The sequence below is a fragment of the Streptomyces sp. NPDC008238 genome, assembly GCF_042956445.1.
Taxonomy (GTDB): domain Bacteria; phylum Actinomycetota; class Actinomycetes; order Streptomycetales; family Streptomycetaceae; genus Actinacidiphila.
The window spans coordinates 1-12,548 of the sequence record NZ_JBIBGK010000024.1; the positions used below are offsets into that span (position 1 = coordinate 1).

At 73.3% G+C, this 12,548-nt stretch carries 9 protein-coding genes; 5 read left to right on the top strand and 4 right to left on the bottom strand.

Features of this window, described 5'->3' with window-relative positions; genetic code table 11:
- Positions 1–889: 889 nt before the first annotated feature.
- Positions 890–1,489, bottom strand: coding sequence for a hypothetical protein (locus ACFZAU_RS32820; RefSeq protein ID WP_499603709.1), 600 nt, complete (start codon positions 1,487–1,489; stop codon positions 890–892).
- A gap of 188 nt (positions 1,490–1,677) precedes the next feature.
- On the opposite strand from ACFZAU_RS32820, the gene ACFZAU_RS32825 reads away from it, so the two are divergent.
- On the top strand, positions 1,678–4,425 hold the full coding sequence (locus tag ACFZAU_RS32825) for a penicillin acylase family protein (protein WP_500555199.1): 2,748 nt from the start codon (positions 1,678–1,680) through the stop codon (positions 4,423–4,425).
- A 44-nt stretch (positions 4,426–4,469) separates the two neighbouring features.
- Here the strand turns inward: ACFZAU_RS32825 and ACFZAU_RS32830 are convergent, their stop codons facing one another.
- The gene (locus ACFZAU_RS32830; protein WP_500555200.1) at positions 4,470–5,774 is read right to left on the bottom strand and encodes a serine-threonine protein kinase; all 1,305 of its coding nucleotides are present in this window, start codon (positions 5,772–5,774) and stop codon (positions 4,470–4,472) included.
- A gap of 187 nt (positions 5,775–5,961) precedes the next feature.
- Between ACFZAU_RS32830 and ACFZAU_RS32835 the strand changes: the two genes are divergently transcribed.
- Genes ACFZAU_RS32835 through ACFZAU_RS32850 form a run of 4 tightly spaced genes read left to right on the top strand, consistent with a single transcriptional unit; the run spans position 5,962 to position 10,054 of the window.
- Positions 5,962–6,729: an SDR family oxidoreductase gene (locus ACFZAU_RS32835; RefSeq protein ID WP_500555201.1), complete on the top strand. Its 768-nt coding sequence runs from the start codon at positions 5,962–5,964 to the stop codon at positions 6,727–6,729.
- The gene (locus ACFZAU_RS32840) at positions 6,726–8,381 is read left to right on the top strand and encodes a long-chain-fatty-acid--CoA ligase (protein WP_500555202.1); all 1,656 of its coding nucleotides are present in this window, start codon (positions 6,726–6,728) and stop codon (positions 8,379–8,381) included. The genes ACFZAU_RS32835 and ACFZAU_RS32840 overlap by 4 nt, the downstream gene beginning before the upstream one ends.
- A 56-nt stretch (positions 8,382–8,437) precedes the next feature.
- Positions 8,438–9,046, top strand: a complete 609-nt coding sequence (locus ACFZAU_RS32845) for a TetR/AcrR family transcriptional regulator (protein WP_500511324.1) — start codon at positions 8,438–8,440, stop codon at positions 9,044–9,046.
- Positions 9,047–9,067: 21 nt separating this feature from the next.
- On the top strand, positions 9,068–10,054 hold the full coding sequence (locus tag ACFZAU_RS32850) for an NADPH:quinone oxidoreductase family protein (RefSeq protein WP_500555203.1): 987 nt from the start codon (positions 9,068–9,070) through the stop codon (positions 10,052–10,054).
- Positions 10,055–10,173: 119 nt separating this feature from the next.
- Here the strand turns inward: ACFZAU_RS32850 and ACFZAU_RS32855 are convergent, their stop codons facing one another.
- Together ACFZAU_RS32855 and ACFZAU_RS32860 are read right to left on the bottom strand one after the other, a co-directional pair.
- Positions 10,174–11,397 (bottom strand): acyl-CoA dehydrogenase family protein, encoded by a 1,224-nt coding sequence (locus ACFZAU_RS32855; RefSeq protein WP_500555204.1) that lies wholly within the window; start codon positions 11,395–11,397, stop codon positions 10,174–10,176.
- Between the two features lie 3 nt (positions 11,398–11,400).
- A complete protein-coding gene (locus ACFZAU_RS32860; RefSeq protein WP_500555205.1) occupies positions 11,401–12,426 on the bottom strand; it encodes a phosphotransferase family protein in 1,026 nt (341 codons plus the stop codon).
- Positions 12,427–12,548: the final 122 nt, after the last annotated feature.

A 12,548-nucleotide genomic window follows, 5' to 3' on the forward strand; every position in this document is an offset into this window, starting at 1 on the left:
TGGGTTGGTGGGCCGGGGGCGGGGCCTCCGGGGTGGGCATTCTGTACCGCATATTTATGTGCATGGCGGGCAGCACTCGTCGGTGCCGTCGCTGCCGCACATCAAATACACGTCAGCGTCCAGAACGCCCGCCCCTACGACCCCACCCCCTCCGAATCGACAGCGACCAACGGCCGGTGGGTGGTCACAAGGCAGTCCAGGGCACCGCCCCTGCCTAACGCGCCCGCGCTAGGGCGTGTCGTCAAATGCCCGCCTGCCCAGCGACGCCTGGCACGGCACCCCGCTGCGTTGTCGAATCGTCCGAGTAGCCCACTACGAGGACGACTCTCCGCCTTGCGATGCACGACACCAGACGCCGGTGGGCCCGCCCTTCGGGCGGCCGGCGCTCATTTGACGACACGCCCTAGCGGCGAACCCGATGCCGAATGACGTGGGCGCAATTCTCATGGCCGCGGCGGTCATGCGCACACAAGAGGGGGCGTGGCTGGGGTGCCTCCCCCCTGACCGAAGGCTGGGGAGGGACGAGCGCCGGCACCGAATGATGTGGGCGTAGGGCCATGGAGCCGTGGGGGTCAGAGAGCGGTTCGGGGTACCCCTGCACGCCTATCTGACCCCCCACCGGCCGTTGTGCGCCCGTACCTCGGGAGGGGGTGTGTCGGGGTGCGCCCGGAAACGACGAGCGGCGGACGCGGTGCCCAAGGATGTTGGCGTAGACCGCGAGCGTTGAGGACGTGCGCCGGCGCGGCGCCGACCCCCGACGTACTTGCGCAGGCCCGCACCAATCGCGCCGGGCAATCGGGCGGGAGGGTGGGGGAGAAACCCCAACCCCAGCCACAAACGACCCGCAGACAACCACCCACCGGGCAGCCCGGCGCAGCCGCCCGCAGGCTCATCCCGAAGGGACAAGCGCCCCCCGCGCCCCCACCAACGCAGCCTCGCAGAGAACAGGCACCGGCACCACGATCCCGCACCGCCCGCACACGGGCCCCGCCCCGGGGTAGTGGTTGAGCCCGTTCCGCCATCGCAGCCGCTGCTCACCGCAGACCGGGCACCCCGCCCCCGGCCCGGCGTCGATCGCCGCGATGAGGCGGCGCAGCACGTCCGCCAGCCGGTCGTCCGGGTGGACGCGGGGGTCCTCGCACCAGGCGACCCCGTTGCCGCCCCACGTGCGCCGGTGCCAGTCGTCGAGCGCGCCGGGCTGCCGGATGCCGTAGTACTTCTCCTCCTTGCGGCGGGCCGCGAACTCCCGCTCGTAAGTGAGCCAGACCGCTCGCGCCTCCTCCAGTTCCGCGAGGGCCGTGACGAGCCGGACCGGGTCCGGCTCGCGGTCGTCGGGCGCGATCCCCGCGCCGGTGCACAGGTGGTCCCAGGTCGCGCGGTGCCCGTACGGCGCGAAGCGCTCGAGGCACCTGCGCAGGTAGGTGCGGCGCTGGGTGGGGGAGCGCCGGGGATCGCGCACCTGTCTGGCGAGGCTCCGGAATCCGGCCATGGTGTGCCACCTCCGTCGTCGGTGTCGCATCGCTGTCGAATGGACGTAACGGACGGCGTTCCGGATCCATCCCCGGCGCGGCGAGTTCCAGCCGGGATGGCGTAGCTGAAACGTGACGCATGTTCACCTTACTCGGCGGTCATCTCCCGAAGTAACCTGCGTCACACCGCGCTTCGGGAGGAGTGGTCATGCGATCCAGAATTGGCAGGTTCAGGACAAGCCTCAGAACGGCCGCGGCGGCGGCGGTGCTCGCCCTGGGGGCGAGCCTCGTCGCGCCGCTGCCCATGGCGGCGCACGCCGCCCCCGTCACCGACTACTGCCAGGGACGGTGCTCGGACGTCCTGCCGCCGGGCCAGAACGGCAACGCGACCCTCGCCCAGATCCTGCTGAACCAGATCTTCGGCACCCAGCCGGAGCACGCGGAGGACCAGCTCGGTCCGTACGCGAACCTGGCCGGCGGGTACCAGAACCTCACCGACGCCACCATCAACACCTTCTTCAACGACGCCTCCTTCGGCGTCCCGGCCGGGCAGGTCGCCTCGACGACCTCGCCCCGCAGCGACGTGACGATCACCCGCGACAAGAAGACCGGGGTCCCGCACATCTCCGGCACGACGCGGTACGGGACCGAGTTCGGCGCCGGGTACGCCGCGGCGCAGGACCGGCTGTGGCTGATGGACCTGTTCCGGCACGTGGGGCGCGGTCAGCTGACCTCGTTCGCCGGCGGCGCCCCCGCCAACCAGGGTCTGGAGCAGGAGTTCTGGCGCGCCGCGCCGTACACCGAGGAGGACCTGCAGGCCCAGATCGACTGGATCGCCACGCAGAACGGGGAGCGCGGCCGGCAGGCGCTGGCCGACGTCAACGCCTACGTGGACGGGATCAACGCCTACATCGCGGCCTCCGACAGTGGCCGCTACTTCCCCGGCGAGTACGTGCTGACCGGCCACAAGGACGCCATCACCAACGCCGGGACGATCGAGAGGTTCAAGTCCACCGACCTGATCGCGCTGGCCTCCGTGATCGGCGCGCTGTTCGGCACCGGAGGCGGCGGTGAGGTGACCAACGCCCTGTCCCTGCTGGCCGCCCAGCAGAAGTACGGGGTCACCGAGGGCACCAGGGTCTGGGAGTCGTTCCGGGAGCGCGACGACCCCGAGGCCGTGCTGACCGTGCACGACGGCCAGAGCTTCCCCTACGCCGTCCGCCCGGAGAACCCGCGGGGCAGGGCGCTGCCCGACGCCGGGAGCGTGACGGTGGAGCCGCTCGTCCACGACCGCACCGGCAGCGCGGGCACCGCGAAGGCCTCCGCGGCGTCGAAGAGCGCCACCACGAGCGCGCTCTCCGCGAACACCCGTGGCATGTCGAACGCGCTGCTGGTCAGCGGCGCGCACACCGCGAGCGGCCACCCGATCGCCGTGTTCGGCCCGCAGACCGGCTACTTCGCGCCACAGCTGCTGATGCTCCAGGAGATCCAGGGCCCCGGCATCAGCGCCCGCGGCGCCTCCTTCGCGGGCCTGAGCATGTACGTGGAGCTCGGCCGCGGCCAGGACTACGCGTGGAGCGCCACCACCTCGGCCCAGGACATCACCGACACCTACACCGTCGAGCTCTGCCAGGACGACGTCCACTACCTCTACCGCGGCACCTGCACGGCCATGGAGAAGCTGGAGCGCAGCAACTCCTGGAAGCCCACCACCGCCGACGGCACGGCGGCCGGCTCCTACCGGATGCAGATCTACCGCACCGAGTACGGCCCGGTGACGCACCGCGCGACGATCGACGGCAAGAAGGTCGCCTACGTGGCGCTGCGCAGCTCGTACATGCACGAGGCCGACTCGGTCGTCGGCTTCCAGATGCTCAACGACCCCTCCGCCGTCACCGACGCGGCCTCCTTCCAGCAGGCCGTCCAGCACATCAACTACACCTTCAACTGGTTCTACGCCGACTCCCGTGAGGCCGCCTACTTCAACAGCGGCGCCAACCCGGTGCGGGCCGCCGACGTCGACCCGACCTTCCCCGTCCGCGCCGAGCCCGCGTACGAGTGGCGCGGCTTCGACCCGGCCCACAACACTGCCGACTACACGCCCGCCTCGGAGCACCCGCAGTCCGTCGGCCAGGACTACTACGTCTCCTGGAACAACCGGCAGGCGAAGGGCTACGACGCGGCCGGGTTCGGCAACGGCTCGGTGCACCGCGGCAACCTGCTGGACGACCGGGTGAAGAAGCTCGTCGCGGCGGGCGGCGTCACCCGCGCCCAGCTCACCAAGGCGATGGCCGATGCGGCGCTGACCGACCTGCGCGGCGAGGACGTGCTGCCCGGCCTGCTCAAAGTGCTGCGCAGCGGAGCGGTCTCCGACCCAGCGGTGTCCGCGGCCGTCACCAAGCTCTCCGACTGGGTGGCCGCCGGTGCCAAGCGCCGGGAGACCTCGCCGGGTTCGCACGCCTACGCCAACGCCGACGCGGTGCGGATCATGGACGCCTGGTGGCCGCTGCTGGTCAAGGCCCAGTTCGAACCGGGCCTGGGGAGCGAGCTGTACGCGGCACTGACCGCCAACCTCACCGTGGACGAGGCGCCCTCGGCCGGGCACGGCCCGACCGGCTCGCATGCCGGCAGCTCCTTCCAGTACGGCTGGTGGTCCTACGTCGACAAGGACGTACGGGCGGTGCTCGGCGAACCCGTGCGGGGCGGTCTGGCCCGCACCTACTGCGGCGGCGGCGACCTCGCGGCCTGCCGTGACGTGCTGACCGGCACCCTCAAGCAGGCCGCCGCCAGGACCGCCGCCCAGGTGTACCCGGGTGACGAGAACTGCTCGGCCGGCGACCAGTGGTGCGCCGACACGATCATCCACCGCACCCTCGGCGGCATCAAGCACGGCAAGATCAGCTGGCAGAACCGCCCGACCTACCAGCAGGTCGTGGAGTTCCCCGCCCACCGCTGACCCGCCGAGCACGGCCCGCGCGGGCCGGCGAACGGCCTACGGCCTCAGGCCAGGAGCCGGCCCGCGCGCAACACGATCCGCGCCAGTTCGGGGTGGCAGATGTCGCTGTGCGCCCCGGACGGCGGGCCCCCGCGGCTCACCACGGCCGAGGCGTCCACGCTCACGCAGCCGGCCCGGGGGAACGCCCCGCGCAGCGCCTCGGCCAGCGGCACGTCCATGGTGCCGTCGACCGCCTTGATGCCGTCGTGGCCGGTGGCCCCCCAGCGGTCGCCGAGGTCCGGCCCGAACCCGCGGTCGTCGCCCGCCAGCCGGGAGGCGATCGGGTACATCGTGCCCAGCGCCGTGTCGTGGCGCGAGTAGCAGGACACCACCGGGCCCGCCACCTTGAGCCGGGCGGTGCCCAACGCGCCGCCGTGCGCGCCGTCGTGGGGCAGCCGGGACGCGAACGCGTAGTGCGAGAAGGCGCCCTGGAGCAGCGTCACCGACTTCACCGCCCGCACCCCCTCCGGCAGTCCGCGCAGCGCGTAGGAGACCAGCCGGCCGCCGAAGCTGTGCCCCACCAGGTGGACGGAGAGCGAGGGGTGGGTGCGGGCGAGGCGGCCGAGGAGCGGGCCGAGTCCGCGCTCGCCGACCGTACCGGCCCGCCGTTTCATCGCGTAGTACGTCGCCTGGCGCAGCATCTCCTTGGCGCCGTTCCACAGCCGCGTCCAGCCGCCGCCCGCCAGCGGCAGCCGGGCGCCGCCCTCCAGGGCCGCCGCGTACTCCTCGCAGGCGGCCACGGGATCGCCGCACAGGACGGCCGGTTCCGCGCCCGGCGCCGCGTCCGAGGTGTCGTCCGCGCACAACCCGGCGACGGTCTGCGGTGCGACCCCGGTCAGGCGCCGCACCAGGGCGGCGAACTCCACGAACGGCTCCTCGCCGTCGGGGCGTTCCTCCAGCAGTTCGGCGATCCGGCGGATCTCGTCCTCGTGCCCGGGGAAGACCGCCACGAGCGCGTCGCGGCTGGCGGCGTCGAGCGCCGGCTCCGGCCGGGGCGGCTCCGGGACGGGCAGCAGGGCCTCGAAGTCCGGGATCGGCTCGTCCGAGAAGCGCATGGAGGGCCACAGCACGCCGACGTAGCCCAGGACCGTGCCGGGCCGGGCCCGGCCGGCGAGCAGCCCGGGGACGGGGGCGAGGAAGCGGTCGTACAGGGCGGTCGCGCCGGAGCGGTCGTTGTTCCAGCCGTGCGAGAAGACCAGCAGATCGGTGACGCCCCGCGCGCCGACACCCGCCGTGAGCCGGTCGCGCTGCGCCCGGTCGGGGTCGCCGTCCGCGTCGAAGGTCAGCTCCCAGTACGGTTCGACACTCATCCCCGGCATGACCGTCCCCCTGGTTCGCCCGGACCGATGCGGTCGCATCATCCCAATCCGGCGCGGGTGCGGCCATACACCGCGCGGGGGGAATCCCGCCACCGGCCCGGTGCGCCCTTCCCAAGGTATGACCGACCGCTTAGTATGTTGACCGGAGCCGTTCCGAGTCGAAGTCGAAGGAGACGCGATGGAAGCGCTGCGCGATGCCCGGGTGGTCGTCACCGGTGCTGGGGGCGGGATCGGGGCGGCGCTGGCCCGGGGGTTCGCGGCGCAGGGCGCGCGCGTGGTCGTCAACGACCTGGACGAGGACTGCGCCAAGGCCGTCGCGGACGAGATCGGCGGCATCTGCGTCCCCGGTGACGCCTCCGCCGTCGTCGGGCCCGCCCGCGCGGCCCTCGGCGGGGGCGTCGACGTGTTCTGCGCCAACGCCGGAGTCGGCAGCATGGCCGGGGCCGAGGCCGAGGACGCCGTGTGGGAACGGGTCTGGGACGTCAACGTCATGGCCCACGTGCGTGCCGCCCGGGCACTCCTCCCGGAGTGGCTGGAGCGCGGCGAGGGCCGCTTCGTCGCCACCGTCTCCGCCGCCGGGCTGCTGACGATGGTCGGGGACGCCCCGTACTCGGTCACCAAGCACGGCGCCCTGGCCTTCGCCGAGTGGCTCGCCCTCACCTACCGGCACCGGGGCGTGCGCGTCCACGCCGTCTGCCCGGAGGGCGTGCGCACCGACATGCTGCGCGCCGCGGGCCCCGCGGGCGACCTCGTGCTCGCCCCCACGGCCATCGAGCCGGAGGACGTCGTCGCGGCCGTGCTCCAGGGCATCGCCGACGAGCGCTTCCTGATCCTGCCGCACCCCGGGACGGCCGCCCACTACGCCGCCCGCGCCGGGGACACCGACCGCTGGATCGGCGGGATGAACCGGGTGCAGCGGAAGCTGGAGGAGGGGCACGGCGCGTGAGCCCGTACGCGAACAAGCCCTGGCTGCGGCACTTCGACGAGGAGCTGCACACCCTCCCCGACCCGCCGGTCACCCTGCTGCACGCCTTCCGCGAGGTCGTCGCCCGCGTCCCCGACCGCACCGCGCTGGCGTACTTCGACGGCCGCCTGAGCTACCGCGAACTCGACGCGCTGTCGGACGGGCTCGCCCGGTACCTCGCCGCCCGCGGCTTCGCGCGCGGCGACCGGATGGCTGTCCTCCTGCAGAACGTGCCGCAGTTCGCGGTCGCGCTGCTCGGCGCCTGGAAGGCCGGCGGCACCGTCGTGCCGGTCAACCCCATGTACAAGGAGCGCGAACTCGCCCATGTGCTGGCGGACGCCGGGGTCACCGCCCTGGTGTGCGCCGACCGGGCCTGGGACGCGTACGTGCGCCGGACGGCGGCCGGGTCGCCGGTGCGGATCCCGCTGACGACCAGTGAACTCGACCTGCAGACCAGGGACGACGAGCGGGTCCTGCCCCAGCGGCGCACACCGCCCGGGGACACCGACGACCTGCTGGCCGCCGCACGCGGCGGCGCGGCCGGCCCGGAGCTGCCCGACCCCGGGCTGACCGGGGCCGACGTCGCGCTGATCAGCTACACCTCGGGGACCAGCGGCGTCCCCAAGGGCGCCATGAACACCCACGGCAACATCAGCTACAACGCCGACCGGCAGCGCGCGCACAGCGTCCTGCCCGACGGCGCCACGCTCTTCGCCCTCGCCCCGCTGTTCCACATCACCGGCATGGTCTGCCAGCTGGCCGCCGGCCTGGTCGCGGGCTCCACCGTCGCGCTCGCCCACCGGTTCGAGCCGGGCGTCGTCCTCGACGCGCTGCGCGAGCACCGCCCGGCGTACATGGTCGGCCCCTCCACCGCCTACATGGCGCTCATGGCGCGGCCCGACGCCACCGCCGAGGACTTCTCCTCCTTCCACCTGCTCTACTCCGGCGGCGCCCCCGTGCCGCCCGCGCTGGTCGCCGCCTTCCGCGAGCGCTTCGGCCACTACCTGCGCAACGGGTACGGCCTCACCGAGTGCACGGCGCCCTGCGCCAGCGTCCCCGCGGGGCTGGAGGCCCCGGTCGACCCGGTCTCCGGGACGCTCTCGGTCGGCGTCCCGGGCCCCGGGACGATGGTGCGCATCGTGGACGACGAGGGCGCCGACGTGCCCTTCGGCGAGCACGGCGAGATCGCCGTACGCGGGCCCATGGTGGTCCCCGGCTACTGGAACCAGCCGGAGGCCTCCCGTGCGGCGCTGCCCGGTGGGGAACTGCGCACCGGCGACATCGGCTTCATGGACGAGGAGGGCTGGCTCTTCGTCGTCGACCGCAAGAAGGACATGATCAACGCCTCCGGCTTCAAGGTGTGGCCGCGCGAGGTCGAGGACGTCCTGTACGCCCACCCCGCGGTGCGCGAGGCGGCCGTGGTCGGGGTCCCCGACGCCTACCGGGGCGAGTCGGTGAAGGCCTTCGTCAGCCTCCGGCCGGGGGCCGAGGCGGACCCCGCGGAACTGGTCGGGCACTGCAGGGACCGCCTCGCGGCGTACAAGTACCCGCGCGAGGTCGAGGTCCTGCCCGAGCTGCCGAAGACGTCCAGCGGCAAGATCCTGCGCAGGGAGCTGCGCGCACGGAGGGATTGAGCCACATACCGGTCGGTATGCTGTCCGGGCGCACCGGTACGGAGAGAGGGCAGGCCATGGCACGGAGCACCACCCCCCCCAAGGCGACCGCGACCGCGGTACCCCAGCGGCTGCTCGCCGAGGCCACCCGCCTCTTCGCCGAGCGCGGGTACGACCGGACGTCGGTGCAGGAGATCGTCGAGGCCGCCGGGGTCACCAAGGGAGCGCTCTACCACTACTTCGGCAGCAAGGACGACCTCCTGCACGAGATCTACGGGCGCGTGCTGCGGCTGCAGATGGAGCGCCTGGAGGCGATCGCCGGCAAGGAGACGGCCCCGGTGGCCGAACGCCTGGTCGAGGCCGCCGCCGACGTCGTCGTCACCAGCATCGACAACCTCGACGACACCAAGATCTTCTTCCGGTCTATGCACCAGCTCAGCCCGGAGAAGCAGAAGGCGGTGCGGGCCGACCGGCGCCGCTACCACGAGAAGTTCCGCGCACTGGTCGAGGAGGGGCAGCGCGAGGGCGTGTTCCGGCCGGAGGTCCGGCCCGACCTCGTCGTCGACTTCTTCTTCGGGGCCGTGCACCACCTCGGCACCTGGTACCGGGAGGACGGGCCGCTGTCCGCCGGCCAGGTCGCCGCCGACTTCGCAGACATGCTGCTGCACTCCGTGCGGCAGCCCTGAACCGAACCGGGAGCAGACCGCATGAAGGCATGGCGAGTGCACGAGAACGGGGAGCCGCGCGCGGCGATGCGCCTGGACGAGGTCCCCGACCCGCAGCCGGGCCCCGGTGAACTGCTCCTGAAGGTCCGGGCCGCGAACGTCAACTTCCCCGACGCGCTGCTGTGCCGGGGGCACTACCAGGTGCGGCCGCCCCTGCCGTTCACCCCGGGCGTCGAGCTCTGCGGCGAGGTCGTCGCGGCCGGCGAGGGGGTCACCGGGCACACGGCCGGCGACCGGGTCATCGCCCCGGCCGCGCTGCCCGGCGGTGCCTTCGCCGAACTCGCCGTCGTCCCCGCCGCGAACGTGCTGCCCGCGCCCCCGGCCCTGGACGACGCCGAGGCCGCCGCCCTCCACATCGGCTACCAGACCGGCTGGTTCGGGCTGCACCGGCGGGCCGGGCTGCGCGCCGGCGAGACGCTGCTCGTGCACGCCGCGGCGGGCGGTGTCGGCAGCGCCGCCGTCCAGCTCGGCAGGGCCGCGGGCGCCACCGTCATCGGGGTGGCCGGCGGCCCCGACAAGGCGAAAGTGGTGCGGGAGCTGGGCGCCGACGTCGTCGTCGACCGGACCGCCGAGGACTTCGTAGCCGTCGTCAAGGAGGCGACCGGCGGGCGCGGCGCCGACGTCGTGTACGACCCGGTGGGCGGCGACGCCTACACCCGGTCGACCAAGTGCATAGCCTTCGAGGGCCGCATCCTGGTCGTGGGCTTCACCAGTGGCACGATCCCCAGCCCCGGCCTCAACCACGCCCTGGTCAAGAACTACTCCGTCGTCGGCCTCCACTGGGGCCTGTACAACACCCACGACCCCGCCGCGGTGCGCCGCTGCCACGACGAGCTCACCCGCCTCGCCGCGGAGGGCGCCGTCAGGCCCCTCGTCAGCGAGCGCGTCCCGCTGGAGGGCGCGGCGGACGCCGTCCAGCGGGTCGCCGACGGCGCGACGACCGGCCGCCTGGTGGTCGTGCCCGGCTGACCGCGCGGCGGGCACCCGGCCGCGCGGCGGATCCCACGCGGCCGGCCGGGTCCTCACGCGCCGCGATGCGGTGGCGCCGCGGCGGGGTGCCGTGGGGCCACCGCGGGGCCGCCGCTGGGTCAGCCCTCCTGGGCGTGGCGCTTCAGCTCGCGGCGCGCCAGGGAGCGCTTGTGGACCTCGTCGGGGCCGTCGGCCAGCCGCAGCGTGCGGGCCGCCGCGTACAGCTCGGCCAGCGGGAAGTCCTGGCTGACGCCGCCCGCGCCGTGCAGCTGGATGGCGCGGTCGAGGATCAGCCCGACCTTCTCCGGGGTGGCGATCTTGATGGCCTGGATCTCGGTGTGGGCCCCCCGGTTGCCGACGGTGTCCATCAGCCAGGCGGTCTTGAGCACCAGCAGCCGCAACTGCTCGATCTCCACCCGGGCCTCGGCGATCCACTGCTGGACGACACCCTGTGCCGCCAGCGGCTTTCCGAAGGCGACCCGCCCCGTGGCCCGGCGGCACATCAGCTCCACCGCCCGCTCGGCCATGCCGATCAGGCGCATGCAGTGGTGGATGCGGCCCGGGCCCAGCCGTGCCTGCGCGATGGCGAAACCGCCGCCCTCCTCGCCGATCAGGTTCTCCGCGGGGACCCGCACGTCGTGGAAGACGACCTCGGCGTGGCCGCCGTGGTCCCCGTCGTCGTAGCCGAACACCCGCATGCCGCGGCGCACTTCGAGGCCGGGGGTGTCCCGCGGTACGAGGAGCATGCTCTGCTGGCGGTGCCGCTCGGCGGACGGGTCGGTCTTGCCCATGACGATGAAGATCCGGCAACGGGGGTTCATGGCGCCGGAGATGAACCACTTGCGGCCGTTGACGACGTACTCGTCGCCGGCCCGCTCGATCCGCGTCTCGATGTTGGTCGCGTCGGACGAGGCGACGTCGGGCTCGGTCATCGCGAAGGCCGAGCGGATCTCGCCCGCGAGCAGCGGCTCCAGCCAGCTCTTGCGCTGCTCCTCGCTGCCGAACTCGGCCAGCACCTCCATGTTGCCGGTGTCCGGCGCGGCGCAGTTGAGGGCCGGCGGGGCGAGGTGCGGGCTGCGGCCGGTGATCTCGGCCAGCGGCGCGTACTGCAGGTTGGTCAGCCCGGCGCCGCGCTCGCCGGGGAGGAAGAGGTTCCACAGTCCGCGCTCGCGGGCCGCCGCCTTCAGCTCCTCGACGACCGGCGGCGCGGACCAGACCTCCTCGCCCACAGCCGCCTCGCGCTGCCGGTGGAAGACCGGTTCCGCGGGGTACACGTGCTCGTCCATGAACGCGAGCAGCCGCCCGCGCAGTTCCTCGGTCCTGGCGTCGTACGCGAAATCCATGGCTCAGCCTTCCTGAAGCGTCCGCAGGCCGTTGTCGATGAAGGCCGGGACCAGGGCGCCGATCCGGTCGAAGCCGGCGCCGAGGGTCTGGCCGAGGGTGTAGCGGTAGTGGATGCCCTCGAGGATCACCGCGAGCTTGAAGTAGGCGAACGCGGTGTACCAGGCGACCGAGGACACGTCACGGCCGGAGCCGGCCGCGTAGCGCTCGACGAGCTCGGCGGGGGAGGGGTGGCCGGGCGCGCCCCCGGTGACGGAGACGGGAGTGCCGGGCGTCGGACGCAGCTCGCCGTACATCAGCAGCAGCCCGAGGTCGGTGAGCGGGTCGCCGAGGGTGGACATCTCCCAGTCGAGGATGGCCCGGACGGTGTCGTCGGCGCCGACCAGGACGTTGTCCAGCCGGTAGTCGCCGTGCACGACCGTCGCGGGCGCGGAGGCCGGCAGCCGGGTGCCGAGCAGGGCGGAGAGCTCGTCGATCCCGGGCAGTTCGCGGCTGCGCGAGGCGTCGAGCTGCTTGCCCCAGCGGCGCAGCTGCCGTTCCAGGAAGCCGTCGGGCCGCCCGAAGTCGTCCAGTCCCACCGCCCGCGGGTCCACGGCGTGCAGCGCCACCAGGGTGTCCACCAGCCGCAGCACGATGTCGCGGGTGCGTTCCGGTCCGAGCGCCGTCAGCTGCCGCTCGGTGCGGTAGGGCGTGCCCTCGACGAAGTCCATCACGTAGAAGGGCGCCCCGACGACCTCGGGGTCCTCGCAGAGCAGCACGGCCCCGGGGACGGGCACGGGGGTCTCGCGCAGGGCGCTGATGACGCGGTGCTCGCGGGTCATGTCGTGCGCCGTGGCCAGGACGTGGCCGAGCGGGGGACGCCGGACGACCCAGTGGGAGACGCCGTCGGTCACCGCGTAGGTCAGGTTCGACCGGCCGCCCTCGATGAGCTCGCCGTCCAGCGGGCCCGCCAGCAGCCCGGGCCGCTCGGCGTCCAGGTGCCGCCGCAACCGCTCCAGGTCGAGTCCCGGTGGGTTCTCCGTCCCGCTCATCCTTGCTCCTCGCCGCTGCCGTGGGCACCTGTCCCGGCTATCATGCCGACCAGTCGGTATGTCGTCCAGTCCGCCGCCCCGCCCGCCGCCGGGAAAAGCAGGTGACCGGCGTTGCGGACGCT